This is a genomic window from Mycobacterium sp. 134 (assembly GCF_048282715.1).
Classification (GTDB): Bacteria; Actinomycetota; Actinomycetes; order Mycobacteriales; family Mycobacteriaceae; genus Mycobacterium; species Mycobacterium septicum.
The window spans coordinates 5,629,822-5,652,501 of sequence record NZ_JBLVUN010000008.1 but is presented as its reverse complement, the minus strand read 5'-3'; the positions used below and the strand labels follow the sequence as shown (position 1 = coordinate 5,652,501).

Genomic DNA, 22,680 nt, shown 5'->3' with positions numbered 1-22,680 from the left:
GAAATGTCGGTCAGGTCGATGCGATGGCGGTGCCCCGGTATGCGGGCATCGCCACCTTTGCCCGGCTGCCGCAACGCCACGAGGTCTCCGACTACGACATCGCGGTGGTCGGGGTGCCGTTCGACACCGGCGTCACCTACCGGCCGGGTGCCCGGTTCGGCCCGGCCGCGATCCGGCAGGCCTCGCGTCTGCTCAAGCCCTACCACCCGGCGCTGGACGTGAGCCCGTTCGCGCAGGCACAGGTGGTCGACGCCGGCGATATCGCGGCCAATCCGTTCGACATCGAAGCGGCGGTGGAGCAGGTGCGCGAGGGCATCGCCGGCCTGCTGACCACGCCGCGACAGCGGGTGGTGCTCCTCGGCGGGGACCACACCATCGCGCTGCCGGCACTGCAGGCGATACATGCGGTCCACGGCCCGGTGGCGCTGGTGCACTTCGACGCTCACCTCGACACCTGGGATACCTACTTCGGTGCGCCCTGCACGCACGGCACCCCGTTCCGCCGGGCTTCCGAACAGGGTCTGATCGTCAAGGGCCACTCGGCGCACGTCGGGATCCGCGGCTCGCTCTACGACCGCGCCGACCTGCTCGACGACGAGTCATTGGGCTTCACGGTGGTCCACTGCCGCGATATCGACCGCATCGGTGTCGACGGGGTGATCGAGCGGATCCGCGACCGGGTGGGGGACCACCCGGTGTACGTGTCGATCGACATCGACGTGCTGGACCCGGCCTTCGCGCCGGGCACGGGAACGCCCGAGATCGGTGGCATGACGAGTCGTGAGTTGGTGGCGGTGCTGCGTGCCATGCGCGGGTTGCAGATCGTCGGTGCCGACGTGGTGGAGGTCGCCCCGGCCTACGACAGCGGTGACGTCACCGCCGTGGCGGGGGCCAATCTGGCCTACGAGCTGGTTACGCTGATGGCTGACAATGCCTGAGTTCTCCTGGCCGGAAGGCAAAACGGCGGCGGCGGCGTTCACCTTCGATGTGGATGCCGAGTCGGCGGTGCTGTGGGGCAACGAGGGCGTCGCGGCGCGGATGAGCGTGATGTCCCACCAGGCCTACGGGCCGCTGGTGGGAATTCCCCGGATCCTGGAACTACTGGAGCGCCACCAGATTCCGTCGACATTCTTCGTCCCCGGTCACACCGCACACCGGTACCCCGAGGCGGTGCGGGCGATCGCCGCGGCCGGACACGAGATCGCCCACCACGGTTACCTGCACGAGCAACCGACTGCACTGACGCTGCAAGAGGAGATCGACGCGCTGGACCGCGGCCTGGAGGCGCTGGCCGAGGTGGCCGGCGTACGGCCGGTCGGCTACCGCGCGCCCATGTGGGACCTGTCCTGGCACACCCCGGCGCTGCTGGCCGAACGTGGATTCCTGTACGACTCCAGCCTGATGGACGCCGACTGCCCCTATGAGCTGGCCGTCGGTGACCGCTCCCTGGTCGAGATCCCGATCCAGTGGGCCCTCGACGACTGGGAGCAGTACTGCTATCTGCCCGACATCTCCGGATCCGGTCTGATCGAAAGCCCGCGCAAGGCAAGGGAACTGTGGCAACTGGAGTTCGACGCGCTGCGCCGCGTGGGGGCCTGCTGGGTACTCACCAATCACCCGTTCCTGACCGGACGGGCTTCGCGGGCAGCCGAACTCGACGACCTCATGCGGTACGTGCTTGAGCACACCGACGTGTGGACCACGAACCTCGGGGCCATCGCCGAGCATGTGCGCTCACTCGGCCTGCAGCCGCGGAGCATCACCAAACCGTGATCAGACCGGCTGGACCCGTTGCCGTTTCATCACGGCGTCGACCAGCCCGGGGGCCACGGTGTTGAGTGCCTTGGCGGTCACGGCCATGCGCGGGGCGATCTGCACCGGGCGGGTGCGCGCCGCGGTCAGCATCCAGTCGGCGGCCTCGGCAGCCGACAGTCCGGGCAGCCCGTCGTAGGCCCGGGTGGGGGCGATCATCGGGGTCTTCACCAACGGGTAGTACAGCGTCGTGGAATGCACGCCGACCGCGGCCCATTCGGTCTCGATGACCCGGCTGACCGCGGCCAGGGCGGCCTTGGAGGCGTTGTACACCGCGAACAGCGGCGAGGATTCGTTCATCACGCCCCAGGTGGCAACGTTGATGATGTGCCCGTCGCGGCGCTCGCGCATGCCCGGGGCCAGGCCGCGGATGAGCCGCAGCGGCGAGTAGTAGTTGAGCGTCATGGTGCGCTCGACGTCGTGCCAGCGGTCCAGCGATTCGGCCAGCGGGCGCCGGATCGACCGGCCGGCGTTGTTGATCAGGATGTCGACACCGCCCAGATCCCGTTCCACGGTGGCGACCAGTTCGTCGATGGCGTCCAGGTCGGACAGGTCCACCGCGTGGGCGCGGGCGTCGCCTCCCTTGGCGGTGATCCGCCCGACCAGGTCGTCGAGTAGTTCCTGACGGCGGGCCACCGCGATGACGGTGGCCCCCTTCGCGGCGAACTTCTCGGCCGCGGCCTCACCGATGCCCGAAGAAGCGCCTGTCAGCAGGATCCGCTTGCCTGCGACGTCGACATCGCCCCGGGCCTGCAGCCGTTCGGTCAGCGGCGGACGCATGCTGGTCAGCAACAGCTGTTCGGACAGCCGGCGCATCGGGTTCTTGCTCATGCGGTGAGTTTAGGAGACCTATATTTCCGCGATGACTTGTGGTCACTTCCCGAGTCGATATCGCTATGACCATCACCGGCAAGCTTGACCAGCGCTTCAGCGAGGCCACCGAAGCGACGAGTTGGGAGTCCGCCGCGGCCGTTCTCGGCGCCGCCGAGCTGTACTGGCTGACCACTGTCCGCGGCGACGGACGTCCACACGTGACCCCGCTGGTCGGGGTCTGGGCCGATGACGCGTTCGTGTTCTGCACCGGGCCCACCGAACAGAAGTTCCGCAACCTGCAGCACGGGGCGGCCGTCGCCGTCACCACCGGCACCAACACCTGGAACGCCGGCCTCGACATCGTCGTGGAGGGCACGGCCGCGCGCGTGACGGGCCGGCAGCGGTTGACGGGTCTGGCCGGCGCCTATCGGAGCAAGTACGGCGATGACTGGGATTTCGATTGCGACGACGAGGTTTTCGACCCACAGGGCGAGGCCGCGATCGTCTTCGAGGTGACCCCGGCCAAGGTGATCGCGTTCGCGAAGTCACCGCATGGCCAGACCGGTTTCCGGTTCTAACCCAGCGATTTGTGCACGATTACCGGCGGTCAGCGCGGGCAATCGTGCACAAATCGCTCTAGAAGTAGCGCGGGAAACCGCTCCAGTCCGGATCGCGCTTCTGCAGGAACGCGTCGCGGCCCTCGACGGCCTCGTCGGTCATGTAGGCCAACCGGGTGGCCTCCCCGGCGAACACCTGCTGGCCCACCAGGCCGTCGTCGATCAGGTTGAACGAGAACTTGAGCATCCGGATCGCCTGCGGCGACTTGCCGTTGATCTCGGCGGCCCACTGCAGGCCGACGGATTCCAGTTCGGCGTGGTCGACGACGTCGTTCACCGCGCCCATCTGATACATGGTCTCGGCGTCGTAGGCGCGGCCCAGGAAGAAGATCTCGCGGGCGAACTTCTGCCCCGTCTGGCGGGCCAGGTATGCGCTGCCGAATCCGCCGTCGAAGCTGCCCACGTCGGCGTCGGTCTGCTTGAACCGGGCGTGCTGGCGGCTGGCCAGGGTCAGGTCACACGTGACGTGCAGGCTGTGTCCGCCGCCGGCCGCCCAACCGTTGACCAGGCAGATCACCACCTTCGGCATGAATCGGATGAGTCGCTGCACCTCGAGGATGTGCAGCCTTCCGGCCCGCGCCGGATCGACCGTCTCGGCGGTTTCGCCGTCCGCGTACTGATAGCCGGACCTGCCGCGGATGCGCTGGTCGCCACCGGAGCAGAACGCCCAGCCGCCGTCCTTGGCCGACGGGCCGTTGCCGGTCAGCAGCACCACGCCGACGTCAGGGGACATCCGGGCGTGGTCGAGGACGCGGTACAGCTCGTCGACGGTGTGGGGCCGGAAGGCGTTGCGCACCTCGGGCCGGTCGAACGCGACCCGGACCGTGGGCTGCCGCGCACCGTCCGCGACGTGGCGGTGGTACGTGATGTCGGTCAGATCGTCGAAGCCGGGCACCGGCTCCCAGACTGTCGGGTCGAACGGGTTGTCTGCACTCACGTGATCGACTGTAGAGCGAACGAATCCAGAGGTTTCACAGGTACCGTCGCTGGGTACGAAAGTCGGCGCGATGATGCGTACCGCGCATCACCAGATCAGAGGGGACCACGATGAAGCGCTCAGTGAGTGTGTTGTTGTCGGGACTGGCTACGGGCTTGGTGCTCGTCGGATGCTCGCCTGCGATCACCGGTGGTGACACCAAGTGCAAGGACTTCATCGGTCAGGACGAGAAGACGCAGAACGACGCGGTCGCCAAGATGCTCAAGGACGAAAAGGGCACCGATGCGGCGCAGCTGGAGATCACCGGAACCCGGTTGGCGGTGCAGACCTTCTGCCAGACGGTCGGCAAGCAGGACTCCAAGATCAAGGAAGCCCCGCACCTGAGCTGAGTGCGGCTAGACCGGGTCCAGCCGGAACACCGGGCAGCGCCCGGCCAGGGCCTCGAATTCGTCGGGATGGGGCCCGGTCACCAGTCCGGCGTTGCGCATGAATCCCACACCGGTCGGGACCAGGATCGGGAACTGACGTAGCAGCGGCCGGGCCTGTTCGACCGGGATCTCCACCACGCGCACCCGCTGGTCGCTGCGGCCCTGGTGCACCGTGGCCTGTCCGGCGGCGCGGGCGTTGGCCGCCCAGTCGCCGCCGGGCAGCCCGGCCACGATGTAGCGGTGGCCGTCGACGGTCATCGGGGTGACCGGCGTCGAGCGCGGTTTCCCGGACTTGCGCCCGGGCACCGTCAGCACCACGGGTCCCTTGTCGCCGCCGACGCCGAGCTTGTTCAGCCCGATCATCACCCTGTTGACGTACTTCAGCCACCACGGCGGCCGGATGCGGTCGTCAGCCATGGCTCCACCCTAGGCGCGGATGCCGACGCTCTGCAGGGCCGCGATCAGCCCGTCGGGGCGCTCTGCGGTGGGCAGCGGGTCGACGAGCGCGAACTGGCAGCCCACTGCGCGGGCACCGCCGTCGGCCTCCTCGCTGTCGCCGACCATCAACGCGTCCTGGGCAGCCACTCCAAGGCCGTCGAGTGCAGTGGTGAAGATCGCCGGGTCGGGTTTGATGGCACCGACCTCGAAGGACAGCACGAACTCGTCGACGTGCGCGGCGGCGCCGATCGCCGTGAACGCCGGCCGCACGTCGAACGCGATGTTGGAGACGACGGCGGTCCGGATCCCTTGTGCTTGCAGGTTTTTGAACACGCGCGCGGTGTCGGGGTATGCGGTCCAGCTGGCCGGATCGATCACCCGGTCGTACAACGCCTGGGCGTGGTGGTCGGCCAGCCCGGACTCCCGCAACACATGCAGGTAGGCCTCCCGGTGCAGGTGCGGGGCCAGGTCGCGATTGGCCCAGGCCCGGTATTGCTCGTCGGTCATCGACACGGACCGGCCGGTCGGGGCGGTGAGCCGGCGCATCAACTCGGCCTGCACGTGTCCGTCGACCGCGCGTTCGTCGACGGCCATCCCGGCGAACCAGCTGTCGTCCTCCTCGAGGCGGAACAGCGTCCCGGAGTAATCGAACAATACGGCTGACACCATGTCCGCCATGGTGCCATGAGACCGGCCGGTATCAGTTGCGTTCGCGGATTGCCTTGTCCACCAGCACCTGTCGCTCGCGTTCGTTGTCGGACAGGGCCGCGGCCCGGTCGAACTCCTCGGCGGCGTCGCGGTGCCGGCCGAGTCGGGACAACAGTTCGCCGCGGACGCTCGGCAGTAGATAGGAGCCGTCCAGGCCCTCGATGCCGTCGACGAGCGTCAGGGCCTCCTGCGGGCCCGAGCGCATCGCGACGGCCACCGCGCGGTTGAGCTGCACCACGGCCGACGGCGTGATCTGAAGCAGGGCGTCATAGAGCGCGACGATGCGGGTCCAGTCGGTGTCGGTTGCCGTCGGGGCCACCGCGTGGCACTCGGCGAGCGCGGCCTGTAGCGCATACGGACCCCAACCCCGTTGCTGCCGTGCGGCACTGGATCGCTCGAGGGCGGCGACGCCGCGTCGGATCTGGGCCCGGTCCCAGCGGGCCCGGTTCTGGTCCTCCAGCAGGATGGGCCGGCCGTCGGCGTCGGTGCGCGCCGCAAAGCGCGAGGACTGGAACTCCATGAGCGCCAGCAAGCCGTCGACCTCGGGTTCGTCGGGCACCAGCGCGGCCAGCCCACGACCCAATCGCAGTGCTTCGGTGCACAATTCGTCTCGGATCCAGCGCTGCCCGAAGGACGCCGAGTAGCCCTCGTTGTAGATCAGGTAGATGACCGACAGCACGGCCGACAGCCGCTGCGGGTACTCGTCGCGGGGCGGCACCTCGAACGGCGGATTGGCCTGGGTCAGGGCCTTTTTGGCCCGGGTGATGCGGGCGGCCGCGGTGGCGGTGGAGATGAGGAAGGCCCGGGCGATCTCGTCGGTGCTCAACCCGCCGACCATGCGCAGCGTCAGCGCGATCTGGGCCTCGCGGGACAACACCGGGTGGGCGGCGATGAAGATCAGCCGCAGCACGTCGTCGTCGATCCGGTCGGGATCCCAGGCCTCCTCGACGTGGTCGGCCAGATCGCGGGCCAGCACGGCGTACTTGGCGTCGAGGTTCTCCGCGCGCCGCCAGTGGTCGATGGCGTTTCGTTTGGCCACCGTGGTCAGCCAGGCTCCGGGGTTGCGCGGCACGCCGGTCTGCGGCCATTGGGTGAGCGCGTCGAGCAGGGCTTCGGAGGCCAGATCCTCGGCCAGGGCCACATCGCCGACCGCGCGGGTCAGCGTGGCCAGGATCTTGGCCGCCTCCATCCGCCACACCGCGTCGAGTGTCTTCTGCAGGTCGGCAGCGGTCGCCGGGGTGTCGGGCACCTCACCCATTCTGCCGAGCGTCACGCTGGGGTGGCACTCAACTACGAGAGCCACCCCAGCGTGACAAAAGCGTCAGAGAAATCAGCCGATCGCGCGGGCAGCGCCCTCCCAGAACTGGGCCCGGACGGCCTTCTTGTCGGGCTTGCCGAGTGCGGTCACCGGAACGGAGTCGACGACGATCACCTGCTTGGGCGACTGCACCGAGCCCTTGCGGTCCTTGACGGCCGTTTGGATCTCGGCGGTCACCTTGGCCACCGCCTCGTCGTCGGACGCGGCGTCGGGGCGCAGCACGATCACCGCGGTCACGGCCTCGCCCCACTTCTCGTCGGGGGTGCCGATCACGCACACCTGCGCCACCGAGGGATGTTCGGCCACAACGTCTTCCACCTCACGCGGGAACACGTTGAATCCGCCGGTGACGATCATGTCCTTGACCCGGTCGACGATGAACCAGTAACCGTCCTCGTCCTCGCGGGCCATGTCGCCGGTGTGCAGCCAGCCGTCGCGGAAAGTCTCCGAGGTGGCGTCCTCGAGCTTCCAGTAGCCGCCGGCCAGCAGCGGTCCGGACACGCAGATCTCGCCGACCTCGCCCTTGGGGACTGGGTTGCCCTCGGCGTCCAGCAGCGCGGTCCTGGCGAACAGCGTGGGCCGCCCGCAGGAGGTCAGCCGCTTCTCGTCGTGGTCCTTCTTGCCCAGGTACGAGATCACCATCGGCGCCTCGGACTGGCCGTAGTACTGCGCGAAGATCGGCCCGAAGCGCTTGAGTGCCTCGGCCAGTCGCACGGGGTTCATCGCGGAGGCGCCGTAGTACACGGTCTCCAGCGAGGACAGGTCGCGGGTGTGCGAGTCCGGGTGGTCCATCAGCGCGTAGATCATCGACGGCACGAGCATGGTCGCGGTGATGCGCTGTTCCTCGATCACCCGCAGCACCTCGGCCGGGTCGAACTTGGTCAGCACCACCAGTTCACCGCCCTTGACGATGGTCGGTGTGAAGAAGGCCGCGCCGGCATGCGACAGCGGGGTGCACATCAGGAAGCGCGGATTCTCGGGCCACTCCCACTCGGCGAGCTGAATGGTCGTCATCGTGGAGATCGAGCGCACCGTGCCCATCACGCCCTTGGGCTTACCGGTGGTGCCGCCGGTGTAGGTCAGCCCGCCGACGTGGTCGGGAGCCAGTTCGGCGGCCACCAGGGGCACCGGCGGGTACTTGGCGGCCTCGGCCGTGAGGTCGGAGACCGAGGCGGTGGAGGCGGTCAGGGCCTCGGGCACCGGGCCGATGGTCAGCACCTGTCGCAGCGACGGCACCTTCTCCAGCAACCCAAGCGCCCGCTCCACGAACGCAGGCGTTGGGTCGATGATGAGGGTGGTCACCTCGGCATCGGACAGCACGTACGCGTGGTCGTCCAGCGAACCGAGAGGGTGTAGTGCGGTGCGACGGTAGCCCTGGGTCTGGCCGGCGCCGATGATCATCAGCACCTCAGGGCGATTCAGCGACAGCAGGCCGACGCCTTCGCCGGTGCCCGCGCCGAGCGCTTCGAAGGCCTGAATGTACTGGCTGATGCGTTCCGCGAGCTCACCACCGGTCAGGGTGGTGTCGCCGAGGAACAGCACCGGCTTGTCTTTGTTGCGCTTGAGCGCGCCGACCGTGAGGTGGCCGGAATGGATGGGATGGTGCAGCAGCGCATCACTCATGGGGTCCAGATTAGAACGTGTTCCAGAAAGCGTGGAGCCGATCCCCCGATGTCGGTGTAACACGAGGTCACCGAGGGCCGATATACGGGTCGAAATACAGGTAGCGCAGTACTCGTGTCGGCCCTGCAGGCGCTGCCTAATGTGCAGGTGTGGGGGTGGAGCCGGGCCCCGGCGGGTTAGGGACCGCCGGGGCCTGTGCCCCGATCAGCGATTGGCGGCCGCACGCGCCTGCTGGGCCAGCTTCTCGGCCAGCTCGGCCTTCCACTGGATCTCCTTCTGAACCCACTCGTTGTCCTGCGGGAACTCATCGGTTTCGCTGACCCGGCGGACCTCCAGCTTCACGCCGCAGCCCAGCGGGCATTTCCGCGCCCACTGCTTGGCCTCCTCCTTGGAGGACACATCCAGGATCCAGAACCCGTTGAACAGTTCCTTGGCCTCGGTATAGGGACCGTCGGTGACCACCGGGGGATCGGCGTTGAAATCGACGACGAAGCCCTCGTCGGGGTCGGTCAATCCCTCGCCGGCCAGCAGCACGCCGGCCTTGATGAGCTCTTCGTTGTACCGGCCCATCGACGCGATGATCTCGTCGAAGTCGATGTTCTGCTCGGCCATCGCGGTCTCGGCTTCGGGGGTGGACCGCATGATCAGCATGTAGCGCGACATTGTGTGTCTCCTTCTGGTGTCGGGAAGGGCCCGTCCATTCTTCTTGAGCGGTGGCCCTCGTTACTACGTCGAACGGCACCTCACCAAAATCGACACGGCGCCCGAAAACTTTTCGAAGTTCTTTCAGGGACCTACCCGGGCAAACCTCACCACGCTCTAGCATCCGAGCATGACCAGCCCTGCCACGTCAGCTGATCTCGTCCTCTACGGAACCATCCTCACCGTCGACCCCGCACAACCGACCGCGGAGGCGATCGCGGTGTCCGGCGGTCGCGTCGTCGCGGTCGGGTCCCGGTCCGAAGTGGCCGCCTGGGTCGGCCCCGGCACCGACGTCCGCGAGGTTGACGGCTGCGTCATGCCGGGTTTCGTTGAGGCGCACGGTCATCCGTTGATGGAGGCGGTGGCGTTGTCCGGCCGCATCGTCGACATCCGCCCGGTCACCTTGGCGAGCGCCGACGCGGTACTCGGCGCGGTCGAGGCCGAGGTGGCCGAACGCGGGGCCGACGGCGCGTTCCTGAACGGCTGGGATCCGCTGCTGCAGCAGGGGTTGCCCGAGCCCACCCTGTCCTGGCTGGACACCGTCGCACCCGACACCCCGCTGGTGATCGTGCACAACTCGGGCCACAAGGCGTACTTCAACTCCGCGGCGGCGCGCCGGGCCGGGCTGACGAGAGACACTCCGGATCCCAAGGGCGCCAAGTACGGCCGTGACGCCGACGGCAACCTCGACGGCACGGCCGAGGAGACCGGAGCGGTGTTCCCGCTGATGGGCGATGCCATCTCGGTGACCGACTATCCGGCGATGCTGGCCGCCGAATGTGCGCGGCTGAACCGCGCGGGGCTGACCACCTGCTCGGAGATGGCGTTCGATCCGATGTTCCGGCCGCTGCTCGCGCAGCTGCACGACCAGCTGACGGTGCGACTGCGGACCTACGAGATGTCCACCGCGGACCTGCACACCGAGGCCACCCCGTCCGAGGGCGACGACATCGTCCGCCAGGTCGGCATCAAGATCTGGGTCGACGGGTCACCGTGGATCGGCAACATCGACCTGACGTTCCCGTACCTGGATACCGACGCCACCCGGACCATCGGGGTGGTGCCCGGCTCCTGCGGGCACGCCAACTACACCAAGGAGCAACTCTCCGAGATCGTCGGCACGTTCTTTCCGCAGGGCTGGCAGCTGGCCTGCCACGTGCACGGCGACGCCGGGGTGGACACCATCCTGGACGTCTACGAAGAGGTTCTGCGCGCCCATCCCCGTGACGATCACCGGCTGCGGCTGGAACACGTCGGCGCCATCACGCCCGAGCAGTTGCACCGTGCGCACGCCCTCGGCGTCACCTGCAGTCTGTTCGTCGACCACCTGCACTACTGGGGCGACGTGCTCGTCGACGGGCTGTTCGGGCCCGAGCACGGCGGACGGTGGATGCCGGCCGGGTCGGCCGTCGCCACGGGCATGCGGATCTCGCTGCACAACGATCCGCCGGTCACCCCGGAGGAGCCGCTGCGCAACATCAGCGTGGCCGTCACGCGGACCGCGCCGAGCGGCCGTGTCCTGGCGCCCGAAGAGCGGCTAACCGTCGAGCAGGGGATCCGGGCGCAGACGATCGACGCGGCGTGGCAGTTGTTCGCCGACAACGTGATCGGATCGCTCGAGGTCGGCAAGTACGCCGACCTGGTGATCATCTCGGCCGACCCCCGCGCGACAGCCCCGGAGAGCATCGCCGACCTGGAGGTACGGGCCACGTTCCTGGCCGGGCGGCAGGTTTATCCGAAAGCCGGTTGACGGCTCGCGCGCCGTGGCACGCTCTGGGAATGTCAGATTTGCCGGTTCCGCAGTTTCTCGACGAACGTGTCGCCCACTGGGCGGCGACCAAACCTGACGAGGAGGCGATCACCTACCTCAGCCGCTCCTGGACCTGGTCGCAGTGGTACGACCGCATTCAGCGGCTGACCGGCGCGCTGAGCGCGTGGGGCGTCGGCCATGGTGACGTTGTCGCCTTCCTCGACAAGAACCACCCGGCGTGCGTGGAGATGACGCTCGCGGCCGCGTCGCTGGGCGCGGCCAACGCCATCATCAACTTCCGGCTCGCCGCCGACGAGTTGGACTACGTGCTCAACGACTGCGGCGCCAAGGTGCTGGTGGTCGGCGAGGAGCTCCGGCCGGGCATCGACGCGATCGCCGATCGGCTCACGTCCGTCGAGCACATCCTCACGGTGACTCCCGAGGGCGGCGACGGGGACGAGTACGAGGCGCTGCTCGCCGGGGCGTCGCCGGCCGGCCATTCGCCGGACGCACAGCCCGACGACACGTGCATCATCATGTACTCCTCGGGCACCACCGGCCGGCCCAAGGGCATCGCGCTGACCCACACCAACGTCATCTCCCACACCCTCAACGCATTCGAGGGCTGGACGCTCAGCGCCGGGGACAAGAGCCTGGTCGCCATGCCGCTGTTCCATGTCGGCGGGTCGTCGTACGTGCAATGGGGGCTGCACCACGGGGCGCCGTCCTACATGACGCGTGACGTCGACGGCATGGCGCTGGCCGGCGGAATTCTCGCCGGGGCCAATCGCACCTTCCTCGTACCCGCTGTGCTGGCCAAGGTGTTCGACACCGGCGAGGACGCGGTGAAGTTGTTCGGAGCGCTGAAGACCTTCGCCTATGGTGCGTCCCCAATGCCCTTGCCGCTGTTGCGTTCCGCGTTGCAGGCGTGGCCGGAAACGGAGTTCATCCAGGTCTACGGGCTCACGGAGGTGTCCGGCGCGATCAGCCGACTGGGCCCCGACGATCACCGCGGGGCGAGTGAAGCGCGGCTCATGAGTGCGGGCACCGTCGTCCCCGGCAGCGAGGTCAGGGTGGTCGACCCGGACACCGGTGCCGACGTTCCCGTAGGCGAGCAGGGCGAATTATGGTTCCGCTCACCGCAATTGATGAAGGGGTATCTCAACCGGCCGGAGGCCACGGCGGAGTCCATCACGCCCGATGGCTGGTTCCGTACCGGCGACATCGGCCGCGTCGACGACGGCGGGTACATCTTCGTCGAGGACCGGCTCAAGGACATGATCATCTCGGGCGGGGAGAACATCTACTCGATCGAGGTCGAGCGCGTGCTGGGCGAACATCCCGCGGTCACCGAGGTCGCGGTGATCGGCGTGCCCGACGAAAAATGGGGCGAGTCGGTGAAAGCCGTTGTGACACTGGACGGGGAGGTCACCGAACGGGACCTGATCGCGTTCGCCCGGGAGCATCTGGCGGCCTACAAGTGTCCCAAGTCGGTCGATTTCGTCGACGAGTTGCCTCGCAACCCCACCGGCAAGATCCTCAAAAAGGATCTGCGCAAGCCGTACTGGGAGGGCCGCGATCGCGCCACGGTGTAGGAATCGGCCACCCGCTGCTCTTCATTTCCCGTTCCGACCGGAGTAGTTTCGGGCGCATACGTGTGCGCGGAGATGTGGGGTGCGGACATGGCAGATGCGCATGGATTGCGGAAGTTCTTCCGCGGCTTCGGGATCCTGACCGCCCTGGTCGTGGCGACGGCCGGCGGACTGCTCGGGCCGCCGCCGACCGCAAGTGCCTGGTCACGGGCGGGTTTGCCGGTCGAGATGCTCTCGGTGCCGTCAGGGGCCATGGGCCGCGACGTCAAGGTGCAGTTCCAGGGCGGCGGGTCACACGCGGTCTATCTGCTGGACGGTCTGCGGGCCCGGGACGATTTCAACGGGTGGGACATCGAGACCCCGGCGTTCGAGTGGTTCTACCAGTCGGGGCTGTCCGTGGTCATGCCGGTCGGTGGCATGTCGAGCTTCTACACCGACTGGTACCAGCCCGCCGCGGGCAACGGCGGGGTCTGGACGTACAAGTGGGAGACGTTCCTGACCAGTGAGTTGCCGCAGTGGCTGGCGGCCAACAAGCGGGTGTCCTCGTCGGGCAACGCGGTGGTCGGACTGTCGATGTCGGGCAGCTCGGCACTGATCCTCGCCGCCTACTACCCGCAGCAGTTCCGCTACGCGGGGTCGTTGTCGGCGTTCCTGAATCCGTCTGCCGGCCCGTGGCCCGGGCTGATCGGGCTGGCGATGGGCGACTCCGGTGGCTTCTCGCCCGGGGCCATGTGGGGCCCGCCCGGTGATCCGGCGTGGGCGCGCAACGATCCGACGCTGCAGGTGGGGAGATTGGTGGCGAACAACACTCGCATCTGGGTCTACTGCGGTTCCGGGACGCCGGGGGAGTTGGGCGGTAACGACGTCGCCTCGACCTTCCTCGAAAACACTGCGCTGCAGAGCAACTTCAACTTCCGCGACCAGTACGTCGCGGCGGGCGGGCACAACGCGGTGTTCAACTTCCCGCCCACCGGCACCCACACCTGGGGCTACTGGGGTGCGCAGCTGAACCAGATGAAACCCGACATCCAGCGGACATTGGGCGCCGGCTGACCGGTTTGGGCATCATTGACGGCGTGATTGACGCGGCGCCTGCGCTGGACGACCTCTTGGAACGCCTTCACGTCGTGGCCCTGCCGATGCGGGTTCGCTTCCGCGGCATCACCGTTCGTGAGGTGGCGCTGATCGACGGCCCCGCGGGCTGGGGTGAGTTCGGAGCGTTCCTCGAATACGAACCGTCCGAGGCCGCGGCCTGGCTGGCCTCCGGGATCGAGGCCGCGTATCGACCGGCACCCCCGGTGCACCGCGCGCGTATCCCCATCAACGCCACCGTTCCCGCGGTGCCGGCCGCCCAGGTGCCCGAGGTGCTGGCGCGATTTCCCGGTGCGCGCACGGCCAAGGTCAAGGTCGCCGAGCCGGGTCAGACCCTGGCGGACGACGTCGCGCGGGTCAACGCCGTGCGCGCGCAGGTTCCGGTGGTGCGGGTCGACGCCAACGGCGGCTGGACGCTGCCGCAGGCCGTCGCCGCCGCCGCGGCGCTCACCGCCGACGGGACCTTGGAATATCTGGAGCAGCCGTGTGCGACGGTCGACGAGCTGGCCGCGCTGCGCAGGCAGGTGGCGGTGCCGATCGCGGCCGACGAGTCGATCCGCAAGGCATCTGACCCGCTGCGGGTGGTGCGGGCCCGCGCCGCTGACGTCGCGGTGCTCAAGGTGGCGCCGCTGGGCGGGGTGTCCCGGATGCTCGAGATCGCCGCACAGATCGACATCCCGATCGTGGTGTCCAGTGCGCTGGATTCCGCGGTCGGTATCGCGCGCGGACTGCTGGCGGCCGCGGCTCTGCCCGAGTTGGCGCACGCCTGCGGGCTGGGCACGGGCGGATTCTTCGTGGAGGACGTCGCCGAGGTGTCCGCGCCGGTCGACGGGTACCTGCCCGTCGAGAAGGTGGTGCCGGACCCCGCCCGGCTGTCCGCGCTCGCCGCGACGCCGGAGCGGCAGCAATGGTGGATCGATCGGGTGCGGGACTGCTACCCGCTGATATTGGGGTAGGTGCCTACTCTAGGGAAGTCGGCCCGCGCGTTCGACACTCGCTGAATGACTCGATTCCGCGTCGGCATCATGGACCCCACGATCGCCGCACGACCCACTGTGGACACCTTCACCCGGGCCAATTACCTCAGCGCGGTCGCCGGGGGCGTCGACTCGTTCTGGGTGCCTGACCACCTCAACGCGCTGTTCCCTCGGACGCTGTGGCAACCGAAGTTCTGCGGCGGGGCCAGGATGCTGCCATCGGCCGATGCGTACCTGGAGCCGTGGACGATGCTGGGCAATCTCGCTGCCCGCAACCGGGTTGCCCGCCTTCGGCTGGGAGTCGGGGTGACCGACACCGGACGGCGTAACCCGGCCGTCACGGCACAGGGTGCAGCGACGATGAACCTGCTCACGAAAGGCCGGTTCATCCTCGGTATCGGCGCCGGGGAGCGTGAGGGCAACGAACCTTACGGCGTGGAGTGGACCAAACCGGTGGCCCGGTTCGAGGAGGCGATGGCCACGATCAGGGCGCTGTGGGATTCGAATGGTGAACTGGTCAACCGAGATTCACCGTTCTTTCCGCTACACAACGCGATCTTCGACCTGCCCGCGTACCGCGGACGCTGGCCCGAGATCTGGATCGCCGCGCACGGTCCGCGGATGTTGCGGGCCGCAGGCCGGTACGCCGACGGTTTCTTTCCCGCATTCCCCCACGCGCCGCAGGAGTATGCCCAGCGCCTCGATGTCGTGCGGTCGGCGGCTTCCGACGCCGGGCGCGATCCGATGGCCATCACCCCCGCCCTCTGGATGATGGTCGTGCCGGGGCGCACGCCCGACGACCTCGACGAGGCGCTGGATTCCGCGGTGATCAAGGCTGGTGCGTTGAACGCGCCTGACGATTTCTATGCCCGACACGGCGCACAGCACCCGCTGGGCGTCGGTTTCTCGGGTGCGCAGGACATCCTGCCCCAGGACTGGGATGCGGAGACCGCGCTGTCCTACATCAAGGCCGTTCCGGCGTCGTTGCTCCGGGAGATGTACCTGTGCGGGACGGTGGACGAGATCGTCGAGCAGGCGGCGGAGTGGCGCCGTCACGGCGTCGGGTATCTGGTGCTGGCGAATGTCGGCCCGCTGCAACGCAGTCTGCGCAAGGGCATGATGTCGCAGCTGCTCTACAGCCAGGTCATCCGGAAGCTCAAGAAGCTCTGATCTCCATGGGTGGATTGCAGGTCGGCCTGCTGGACATGATCACCGCGAGCAAGCCGGCCGCGGACACCTTCACCCGTGCCAATTATCTGTCGGCCGTCGGTGCCCGGGCCGATTCCTTCTGGGTACCCGATCATCTCAACGCGATATTCCCGCGCGCGCTGTGGCAGGAGAAGTACTGCGCGGCGGCGAAGTTGGTTCCATCGGTCGACGCCTGTATGGAGCCGTGGACGATGCTCGGAAAGATCGCGGCGCGCAACCGCCTCGCGCGGTTGCCGCTCGGCATCTGTGTCACCGATGCCGGGCGCCGGAACCCGGCCGTCAGCGCGCAGGCGGCGGCAAATATGCAGCTGCTGACCAAGGGCCGCTTCATCTTCGGTATCGGGCCGGGCGAGCGCGAGGGCAATGAGCCCTACGGGGTGGATTGGGCGAAACCGGTGGCCCGGTTCGACGAGGCGATTGCCACGATCCGCGCGCTGTGGAACTCGAACGGTGAACTGGTCAACCGCGATTCGCCGTTCTTCCCGCTGCGCAACGCGATCTTCGACCTGCCGCCCTACCGGGGCAAGTGGCCGCCGATCTGGATCGCCGCGCACGGCCCCAGGATGTTGCGTATCGCCGGACGCTACGGCGACGGGTTCTTTCCGGCGTTCCCGCACTCGCCCCAGGACTATGCCCAGCGGTTGGACGTGGTGCGCACGGCCGCGTCCGACGCGGGCCGTGACCCCATGGCCATCACCCCGGCGCTGCTGGTGATGGTGGTGACCGCGCGCACCCGCGCCGAGGTCGACGATGCCCTGGATTCCGAAGTGATGCGTGCGGGCTGTCTCAGCGCGTCCGATGAGTACTTCGTGCAGCGCGGCGCGGCGCACCCGTTGGGGATGGGTTTCTCCGGAGGGCAGGACATCCTGCCCCAGGACTGGGACGAGCGGACCGCACTCTCGCACATCAAGGGCATCACGCCTGACCTGATGCGGGACATGGGGCTGATCGGCACGCCCGACGAGGTCCTGGACCGGGTGGCCGAGTGGCGGGACTGCGGGGTGCGTCACCTGGTGCTGACCAACGGCGGCCTGATGCAGCGCAGCCTGCGGCGCGGAGTGGCGACGGTGCCGTCGTTCTACCGGGTGGTGCGCGGGATCAAGAAGCTCTAGAACACCGACAATCCACCGATGTCCTGATTTGTGGGGTACATGGCGTAGACGCCATCGCCGAGGTCACGAACACTGAAGAGGTGACGCGATCGGTGGTGATCCTGGGCTACGCCGGGGTGCAGGCCCTGGACCTGGCCGGGCCCTTCGACGTGTTCTCCACCGCCACGCTGGCCCTCGCCGGCCTGGGCAGATCCGGTGACGGCTATGCAGTCACCCTGACCGCCGTGGACGGTCGGCCCGTCAGCACGCTCACCGGGTTGGAGTTCGTTGCCGCCCCACTGCCTGACCCACGCACGCCGATCGACACGATCGTCATCCCCGGCGGTATCGGTGCCGACGCCGCGCGGGCCGATCCGGCCGTCGTCGCCTGGATCGGCACCGCCGCGCGCCACGCCCGCCGCGTCGTCAGCGTCTGTACCGGAGCGTTCCTGGCCGCGCAGGCCGGACTGCTCGACGGCTGCACCGCCACCACCCACTGGTCTTCGGCCCGGCGGATGGCCGACGAGTTTCCTTCGGTAGCAGTCAATCCCGATCCCATCTTCGTGAGAAGTTCCGAGCGCGTGTGGACGGCGGCCGGGGTGACAGCAGGCATCGACCTGGCGTTGTCGCTGGTCGAGGACGATTACGGCACGGATATCGCCCAGACTGTGGCGCGGTACCTGGTGCTCTACCTGCGCAGGCCCGGCGGTCAGACACAGTTCGCCGCGCCGGTGTGGATGCCACGGGCCAAACGCGCCCCGATCCGCGAGGTGCAGGAGTTGATCGAAGTCGAACCCGGTGGAGTGCACAGCATTTCCGAGCTGGCCCGGCGTGCGGCGATGAGCCCGCGGCATTTCACCCGGGTGTTCACCGATGAGGTCGGGGAGGCCCCGGGCGCCTACGTGGAACGCATTCGCACCGATGCCGCGCGCCGCCAGCTCGAGGAATCCGATGACACCGTCACCGTCATCGCCGCCCGCTGCGGGTTCGGCACCGCCGAGACCATGCGACGCAACTTCGTTCGCCGCCTTGGTATTTCACCAGATCAGTACCGCAAGACCTCCGCGCACGCGAGAAGCGCAGATCTAACCGCCTGAAAGGAACAAGCCATGCAGATCGCAATCGTGTTGTACCCCAGCTTCACCGCCCTCGACTTCATCGGGCCCTACGAGGTGCTGCGCAACCTGCCTGACACGGAAGTGCGGTTCGTCTGGCACGAGCCGGGCCCCGTCACCGCGGATTCCGGGGTGCTGACGGTGGGGGCCACGCACAGTTTTGCCGAAACCCCTTCGCCCGATGTGGTTCTGGTGCCCGGCGGGCCGGGAACCACCATGGCGGCGCGTGACGAGTTGGTGCTCGACTGGTTGCGTCGGGTCTATCCGGGCACCACCTGGATGGCGTCGGTGTGCTCGGGTTCGGTGGTGTTGGCCGCGGCGGGCCTGCTCGACGGGAAGCCCGCCACCTCGCACTGGTCGGTGTTGAGCGCGCTGAAGATGATGGGTGCGACACCGGTCGGGGACCAGCGCATCGTGCGTGCCGAGCCGGACGGCAAGGTGATCACCGCGGCCGGGGTGTCGGCGGGGATCGACCTGGGCATCTGGCTGGCCGGCCAGATCGGCGGTGAGGCGAAGGCCAAGGCCATTCAGCTGATGATCGAGTACGACCCGCAGCCGCCGTTCGATTCCGGGCACATGTCGAAGGCGAGCGCGGCCACCAAGGCCGGCGCCACCGCGCTGCTGGGCAAGGACATGATCAAGCCCGAACCGCTCAAGGCCGGGGTCTTGCTGGCCTGGGACCAGGCGATCCGCAAGGTGCGTGGGCGCCGCAGCGCGTGAGCGCCATCAAGTAGCGTCGGCCGGATGAACTTGGCTTATGACGAGCGAGGCAAGGGCGACCCGGTGCTGTTCATCGCCGGTCGCGGAGGCGCCGGCCGCACCTGGCACCTGCATCAGGTCCCGGCGCTGCAGCGGGCTGGTTACCGCGTCATCACCTTCGACAACCGCGGGGTGGGCGCGACGGAGAACGCCGAGGGGTTCGGCACCGAGCAGATGGTCGCCGACACCGCCGAGCTGATCGAGAAGCTCGGGGCGGCTCCCGCGCACGTCGTGGGTGTGTCGATGGGCTCGTTCATCGCCCAGGAACTCATGTTGGCCCGTCCTGAGCTGGTGCGATCGGCGGTGTTGATGGCCACCCGCGGCCGCCACGACCGGGCCCGCGAGTTCTTCCGCACCGCCGAGCGTGATCTCGCGGCCGCGGGCATCCAACTGCCGCCGAGGTTCGACGCCAAGCTGCGGATGTTGGAGAGCTTCTCGCCGAAGACGCTCAACAACGACGTGCTGGTGCGCGACTGGAGCGAGATGTTCACCATGTGGCCCACCAAGCAGACCCCGGGGCTGGTGGCCCAGTCCGACGCCGCCCCGGTGGACAACCGGCTGCCCGCCTACCGGTCCATCACCGCGCCGGTGCTGGTCATCGGCTTCGCCGACGATGTGGTGCTGCCCGCTCACCTGGGCCGTGAGGTGGCCGACGCGATCCCCAAGGCGCGCTACCTGGAGATTCCTGATACCGGTCACCTCGGCTTCATCGAGAAGCCCGAGGCCGTCAACACCGCGTTGCTCGAGTTCCTCGCCGATCAGAAGTGACGGAGAACTGACGAATAAGGTGGAGTGGTGAACCCATCGACGGCACAGGCGCGCGTAGTCGTCGACGAACTCATCCGCGGCGGTGTCCGCGACGTTGTGCTGTGCCCGGGCTCGCGTAACGCCCCGCTGGCGTTCGCGCTGTCCGACGCCGACCGTGCCGGACGGATCCGTCTGCACGTCCGCATCGACGAGCGCACGGCCGGCTATCTGGCCATCGGGCTCGCGGTCGCGGAGCGGGCGCCGGTCTGTATCGCGATGACCTCCGGCACGGCAGTGGCCAACCTCGGCCCCGCTGTCGTCGAGGCCAACTACGCCCGGGTGCCGCTGATCGTGCTGAGCGCCAACCGTCCCTATGAAATGTTGGGCACCGGCGCCAACCAGACCTTCGAGCAGCTGGGCTATTTCGGTACCCAGGTGCGGGCCAACATCAGTGTCGGCCTTGCCGAGGAGTCACCGGAAAAGCTCGATTCGCTCAACGCCCAGTGGCGTTCGGCGACCTGCCGGGTGCTCGCGGCGGCCACCGGATCGCGCACCGCCAACGCCGGCCCGGTGCAGTTCGACATCCCGCTGCGTGAACCGCTGGTGCCCGACAACGCGCACGGGGACTTCTCGTTTCCCGCGGGCCGTCCGGACGGCAAACCGTGGACCTACACCCCGCCGGTGAGCTTCGACCAGCCACTGGAGATCGACCTCACGCCGGACACCGTGGTGATCGCCGGGCACGGCGCCGGCGTGCACCCCAACCTGGCCGGGTTGCCGACGGTGGCCGAGCCCACCGCACCGCTTCCGGAGAACCCGCTGCATCCACTGGCACTGCGCCTCGTGCACCCCAAGCAGGTCATCATGCTGGGTCGGCCGACCCTGCACCGGCCGGTATCGGCGCTGCTGGCCGATCCGGCGGTGCCGGTGTACGCGCTGACCACCGGTCCGCGCTGGCCCGACGTCTCGGGCAATTCGATGGCCACCGGCACCCGGGCGGTGACCACCGGGACCCCGGACCCGGCCTGGCTGGCCCGCTGCGCCGAGCTCAACCGGCACGCCTTGGCGGCGGTGCGCCAACAACTCGCGTCGCACCCGCTGACCACCGGTCTGCACGTGGCCGCCGCCGTTTCCGACGCGCTGCGCCCAGGCGACCAGCTGGTGCTCGGGGCCTCCAACCCGGTGCGCGACGCGGCCCTGGTCGGGCTGGGCACCGAGGGCATCAAGGTGCGGTCCAACCGCGGTGTGGCCGGTATCGACGGCACGGTGTCGACGGCGATCGGCGCGGCGCTCGCACACGACGGCCGGACCATTGCCCTGATCGGGGATCTGACCTTCGTGCACGACAGCTCGGGACTGCTGGTCGGGCCCACCGAGCCGACGCCGCGCAACCTGACCATCGTGGTGTCCAACGACAACGGCGGCGGCATCTTCGAACTGCTGGAACAGGGTGATCCGCGGTTCTCCGACATATCGTCGCGGATCTTCGGTACCCCGCACGATGTGGACGTCGCGGCATTGTGCCGCGCGTATCACGTCGAATGCGGCCAGGTGGAGGCCGACGCGCTCGGTGCCGCATTGGCCGAACCCTTCGACGGGATGCGGGTGCTGGAGGTGAAGGCCGACCGGTCGTCGCTGCGGGCCCTGCACGCGTCCATCAAGGCTGCCCTGTGAGGCCCACGCAGATTGCCGCGCGGTTGCGGGCGTGGGTGCAGCCGCTGATCCCGCATCTGTACGGCGAACCGGGGGAGACGCGGTCGCAGCGGATCATCCGGCGGGTGCGGATCGGCGTGGTGATCGCCGCCTGCCTGGTCACGCTGCAGTCGGTGCTGCTGGTGGTGGGCGCCTGGCGCAACGACCAGCAGATCGAGAGCAACATGGGGGTGGCCGCGGCCGAGGTGCTCAGTGCCGGACCACGACGCTCGACGATCGAGTTCGTCACGCCCGACCGGGTGACCTATCGCCCCGAACTGGGCGTGCTGTACCCCTCCGAACTCGACACCGGGATGCGGATCTACGTCGAATACGACAAGAACAACCCCGACCTGGTGCGGGTCCGCGATCGCGATGCGTCACTGGCGATCATCCCGGCCGGGTCGATCGCGGTGGTGGGCTGGCTGGTGGCGGCCGCGGCGCTGGCGCTGCTGGCGTTCCTGCAGCGCCGGCCCGGCCGGATCAGTTCTGCGGGGTAGCCAGCAGTTTGGCCAGCCAGTCAGGGTCGCTGGTGTCGATCACCTGCTCGCCGACGAGGTCGTAGATGGCCGGGGTGGACACCTCGTACTGGGTTTCGCCGAGCAGTTCGGCGTTGGCGTCGTTGAGCTCGTCGGAGTCGATGATCTGCTCGCCGGCGGCGATCTTGCCGGTCTGCTCGGCACCGACGCCGCTGTCCGACGCCATGGCGGCGATCGCCTCGTTGGTCGGGCCGGGCGAACCCTCGGGGTCCTGGTGGCTCCACAGGTCCTGCACGAACGCCTGGAACGCTGTGCCCGTGGTGTTCGGGCCCGCGGCCAGGAACAGGGCATTGGCGACGTGCGCCGAATACTCGGTGCCCAAGCTGTCCAGGAAGGTCAGCGGGCGGTACGTCACCGCGAGCCGGCCCTGGCCGACGGCGGCAGCGATGGCGTCGCCGGCCTCGTGTTGCAGGTGCGCACACGCCGGGCACTGCGGTTCGGTGAAGAACTCGATCTGGGCGGGCGCATCCGGATAGCCGATCTGGATTCCGGAGCCGTCCTCGGTGATCTCGCTGCCGGGCTTGTCGCCGCTGGCCCGCGCGGCACCGTCGACCAGCCGGGTGCAACCGGTGGTGGACCCGGCAACAGCCAAGGCCAGCACGGCCAGCATCGCTGCAGCAACGCGCGACAATCGCATGTCGCAACACTAGACCCGCGCATCAGGTTTTAGCGTGTCGTATCCCCGGACGCTACCTCGGCGACAGGTGCCGCTGCGACCATT

23 protein-coding genes are annotated in these 22,680 nt (G+C 68.4%); 15 read left to right on the top strand and 8 right to left on the bottom strand.

Annotated features, from left to right (window positions below; genetic code table 11):
- Positions 1–23 precede the first annotated feature (23 nt).
- On the top strand, positions 24–938 hold the full coding sequence (speB, locus tag ACNQVK_RS31885; RefSeq protein ID WP_418034451.1) for an agmatinase: 915 nt from the start codon (positions 24–26) through the stop codon (positions 936–938).
- The gene (locus ACNQVK_RS31880; RefSeq protein ID WP_418032703.1) at positions 931–1,773 is read left to right on the top strand and encodes a polysaccharide deacetylase family protein; all 843 of its coding nucleotides are present in this window, start codon (positions 931–933) and stop codon (positions 1,771–1,773) included. The genes speB and ACNQVK_RS31880 overlap by 8 nt, the downstream gene beginning before the upstream one ends.
- Here ACNQVK_RS31880 and ACNQVK_RS31875 read toward each other — a convergent pair whose 3' ends face one another.
- Positions 1,774–2,643 (bottom strand): SDR family oxidoreductase, encoded by an 870-nt coding sequence (locus tag ACNQVK_RS31875; protein ID WP_418032702.1) that lies wholly within the window; start codon positions 2,641–2,643, stop codon positions 1,774–1,776.
- A gap of 65 nt (positions 2,644–2,708) precedes the next feature.
- On the opposite strand from ACNQVK_RS31875, the gene ACNQVK_RS31870 reads away from it, so the two are divergent.
- Entirely contained in the window at positions 2,709–3,203 is a 495-nt protein-coding gene (locus ACNQVK_RS31870; RefSeq protein ID WP_418032701.1) for a pyridoxamine 5'-phosphate oxidase family protein, read from the top strand.
- A 58-nt stretch (positions 3,204–3,261) separates the two neighbouring features.
- Here the strand turns inward: ACNQVK_RS31870 and ACNQVK_RS31865 are convergent, their stop codons facing one another.
- The gene (locus tag ACNQVK_RS31865; protein WP_418032700.1) at positions 3,262–4,179 is read right to left on the bottom strand and encodes a 1,4-dihydroxy-2-naphthoyl-CoA synthase; all 918 of its coding nucleotides are present in this window, start codon (positions 4,177–4,179) and stop codon (positions 3,262–3,264) included.
- Between the two features lie 110 nt (positions 4,180–4,289).
- On the opposite strand from ACNQVK_RS31865, the gene ACNQVK_RS31860 reads away from it, so the two are divergent.
- Entirely contained in the window at positions 4,290–4,568 is a 279-nt protein-coding gene (locus tag ACNQVK_RS31860; protein WP_273733150.1) for a hypothetical protein, read from the top strand.
- Positions 4,569–4,574: 6 nt separating this feature from the next.
- Here ACNQVK_RS31860 and ACNQVK_RS31855 read toward each other — a convergent pair whose 3' ends face one another.
- The 5 genes from ACNQVK_RS31855 to ACNQVK_RS31835 all read right to left on the bottom strand — a co-directional run bounded on the left by ACNQVK_RS31855 (position 4,575) and on the right by ACNQVK_RS31835 (position 9,357).
- Entirely contained in the window at positions 4,575–5,024 is a 450-nt protein-coding gene (locus ACNQVK_RS31855; RefSeq protein WP_418032699.1) for a nitroreductase family deazaflavin-dependent oxidoreductase, read from the bottom strand.
- 9 nt (positions 5,025–5,033) lie between these two features.
- A complete protein-coding gene (locus ACNQVK_RS31850; RefSeq protein ID WP_418032698.1) occupies positions 5,034–5,723 on the bottom strand; it encodes an HAD family hydrolase in 690 nt (229 codons plus the stop codon).
- A 22-nt stretch (positions 5,724–5,745) separates the two neighbouring features.
- Positions 5,746–7,011, bottom strand: coding sequence for an RNA polymerase sigma factor (locus ACNQVK_RS31845; protein WP_418032697.1), 1,266 nt, complete (start codon positions 7,009–7,011; stop codon positions 5,746–5,748).
- Between the two features lie 72 nt (positions 7,012–7,083).
- The gene (gene fadD8 / locus ACNQVK_RS31840; RefSeq protein WP_418032696.1) at positions 7,084–8,694 is read right to left on the bottom strand and encodes a fatty-acid--CoA ligase FadD8; all 1,611 of its coding nucleotides are present in this window, start codon (positions 8,692–8,694) and stop codon (positions 7,084–7,086) included.
- A gap of 204 nt (positions 8,695–8,898) precedes the next feature.
- The gene (locus tag ACNQVK_RS31835) at positions 8,899–9,357 is read right to left on the bottom strand and encodes a YciI family protein (RefSeq protein ID WP_044515782.1); all 459 of its coding nucleotides are present in this window, start codon (positions 9,355–9,357) and stop codon (positions 8,899–8,901) included.
- A 169-nt stretch (positions 9,358–9,526) separates the two neighbouring features.
- Between ACNQVK_RS31835 and ACNQVK_RS31830 the strand changes: the two genes are divergently transcribed.
- The 11 genes from ACNQVK_RS31830 to ACNQVK_RS31780 all read left to right on the top strand — a co-directional run bounded on the left by ACNQVK_RS31830 (position 9,527) and on the right by ACNQVK_RS31780 (position 21,920).
- Positions 9,527–11,146 carry an amidohydrolase gene (locus ACNQVK_RS31830; RefSeq protein ID WP_418032695.1) on the top strand — a complete coding sequence of 540 codons (1,620 nt, stop codon included), beginning with the start codon at positions 9,527–9,529 and terminating at the stop codon, positions 11,144–11,146.
- Between the two features lie 29 nt (positions 11,147–11,175).
- On the top strand, positions 11,176–12,741 hold the full coding sequence (locus ACNQVK_RS31825) for a long-chain-fatty-acid--CoA ligase (protein ID WP_418032694.1): 1,566 nt from the start codon (positions 11,176–11,178) through the stop codon (positions 12,739–12,741).
- An 87-nt stretch (positions 12,742–12,828) separates the two neighbouring features.
- The gene (locus tag ACNQVK_RS31820; RefSeq protein WP_418032693.1) at positions 12,829–13,791 is read left to right on the top strand and encodes an esterase family protein; all 963 of its coding nucleotides are present in this window, start codon (positions 12,829–12,831) and stop codon (positions 13,789–13,791) included.
- A gap of 23 nt (positions 13,792–13,814) precedes the next feature.
- Positions 13,815–14,786: an o-succinylbenzoate synthase gene (locus ACNQVK_RS31815; RefSeq protein WP_418032692.1), complete on the top strand. Its 972-nt coding sequence runs from the start codon at positions 13,815–13,817 to the stop codon at positions 14,784–14,786.
- Between the two features lie 45 nt (positions 14,787–14,831).
- On the top strand, positions 14,832–15,977 hold the full coding sequence (locus tag ACNQVK_RS31810) for an LLM class flavin-dependent oxidoreductase (protein ID WP_418032691.1): 1,146 nt from the start codon (positions 14,832–14,834) through the stop codon (positions 15,975–15,977).
- Between the two features lie 5 nt (positions 15,978–15,982).
- Positions 15,983–17,128, top strand: coding sequence for an LLM class flavin-dependent oxidoreductase (locus tag ACNQVK_RS31805; RefSeq protein WP_418032690.1), 1,146 nt, complete (start codon positions 15,983–15,985; stop codon positions 17,126–17,128).
- 80 nt (positions 17,129–17,208) lie between these two features.
- Positions 17,209–18,204, top strand: coding sequence for a GlxA family transcriptional regulator (locus ACNQVK_RS31800; protein WP_418032689.1), 996 nt, complete (start codon positions 17,209–17,211; stop codon positions 18,202–18,204).
- Between the two features lie 12 nt (positions 18,205–18,216).
- Entirely contained in the window at positions 18,217–18,942 is a 726-nt protein-coding gene (locus tag ACNQVK_RS31795) for a DJ-1/PfpI family protein (protein WP_418032688.1), read from the top strand.
- A gap of 24 nt (positions 18,943–18,966) precedes the next feature.
- Positions 18,967–19,749 (top strand): alpha/beta fold hydrolase, encoded by a 783-nt coding sequence (locus ACNQVK_RS31790; protein WP_418032687.1) that lies wholly within the window; start codon positions 18,967–18,969, stop codon positions 19,747–19,749.
- Positions 19,750–19,776: 27 nt separating this feature from the next.
- A complete protein-coding gene (menD, locus tag ACNQVK_RS31785; RefSeq protein ID WP_418032686.1) occupies positions 19,777–21,402 on the top strand; it encodes a 2-succinyl-5-enolpyruvyl-6-hydroxy-3-cyclohexene-1-carboxylic-acid synthase in 1,626 nt (541 codons plus the stop codon).
- Positions 21,399–21,920, top strand: a complete 522-nt coding sequence (locus ACNQVK_RS31780) for a DUF3592 domain-containing protein (RefSeq protein ID WP_418032685.1) — start codon at positions 21,399–21,401, stop codon at positions 21,918–21,920. Before menD ends, ACNQVK_RS31780 begins: the two co-directional genes overlap by 4 nt.
- Here ACNQVK_RS31780 and ACNQVK_RS31775 read toward each other — a convergent pair.
- A complete protein-coding gene (locus tag ACNQVK_RS31775) occupies positions 21,904–22,596 on the bottom strand; it encodes a DsbA family protein (RefSeq protein ID WP_418032684.1) in 693 nt (230 codons plus the stop codon). The two genes, ACNQVK_RS31780 and ACNQVK_RS31775, sit on opposite strands and share 17 nt — an antisense overlap.
- Positions 22,597–22,680 lie beyond the last annotated feature (84 nt).

Coding starts and splice junctions, on each gene's coding strand:
- ACNQVK_RS31860 (WP_273733150.1), top strand. CDS start 4,290: ATGAAGCGCTCAGTGAGTGTGTTGTTGTCGGGACTGGCTACGGGCTTG.
- ACNQVK_RS31855 (WP_418032699.1), bottom strand. CDS start 5,024: ATGGCTGACGACCGCATCCGGCCGCCGTGGTGGCTGAAGTACGTCAAC.
- speB (WP_418034451.1), top strand. CDS start 24: ATGGCGGTGCCCCGGTATGCGGGCATCGCCACCTTTGCCCGGCTGCCG.
- ACNQVK_RS31830 (WP_418032695.1), top strand. CDS start 9,527: ATGACCAGCCCTGCCACGTCAGCTGATCTCGTCCTCTACGGAACCATC.
- ACNQVK_RS31845 (WP_418032697.1), bottom strand. CDS start 7,011: ATGGGTGAGGTGCCCGACACCCCGGCGACCGCTGCCGACCTGCAGAAG.
- ACNQVK_RS31810 (WP_418032691.1), top strand. CDS start 14,832: ATGACTCGATTCCGCGTCGGCATCATGGACCCCACGATCGCCGCACGA.
- ACNQVK_RS31850 (WP_418032698.1), bottom strand. CDS start 5,723: ATGGCGGACATGGTGTCAGCCGTATTGTTCGATTACTCCGGGACGCTG.
- ACNQVK_RS31875 (WP_418032702.1), bottom strand. CDS start 2,643: ATGAGCAAGAACCCGATGCGCCGGCTGTCCGAACAGCTGTTGCTGACC.
- ACNQVK_RS31835 (WP_044515782.1), bottom strand. CDS start 9,357: ATGTCGCGCTACATGCTGATCATGCGGTCCACCCCCGAAGCCGAGACC.
- ACNQVK_RS31805 (WP_418032690.1), top strand. CDS start 15,983: ATGGGTGGATTGCAGGTCGGCCTGCTGGACATGATCACCGCGAGCAAG.
- ACNQVK_RS31825 (WP_418032694.1), top strand. CDS start 11,176: ATGTCAGATTTGCCGGTTCCGCAGTTTCTCGACGAACGTGTCGCCCAC.
- ACNQVK_RS31820 (WP_418032693.1), top strand. CDS start 12,829: ATGGCAGATGCGCATGGATTGCGGAAGTTCTTCCGCGGCTTCGGGATC.
- ACNQVK_RS31880 (WP_418032703.1), top strand. CDS start 931: ATGCCTGAGTTCTCCTGGCCGGAAGGCAAAACGGCGGCGGCGGCGTTC.
- ACNQVK_RS31790 (WP_418032687.1), top strand. CDS start 18,967: ATGAACTTGGCTTATGACGAGCGAGGCAAGGGCGACCCGGTGCTGTTC.
- fadD8 (WP_418032696.1), bottom strand. CDS start 8,694: ATGAGTGATGCGCTGCTGCACCATCCCATCCATTCCGGCCACCTCACG.
- ACNQVK_RS31870 (WP_418032701.1), top strand. CDS start 2,709: ATGACCATCACCGGCAAGCTTGACCAGCGCTTCAGCGAGGCCACCGAA.
- ACNQVK_RS31775 (WP_418032684.1), bottom strand. CDS start 22,596: ATGCGATTGTCGCGCGTTGCTGCAGCGATGCTGGCCGTGCTGGCCTTG.
- ACNQVK_RS31795 (WP_418032688.1), top strand. CDS start 18,217: ATGCAGATCGCAATCGTGTTGTACCCCAGCTTCACCGCCCTCGACTTC.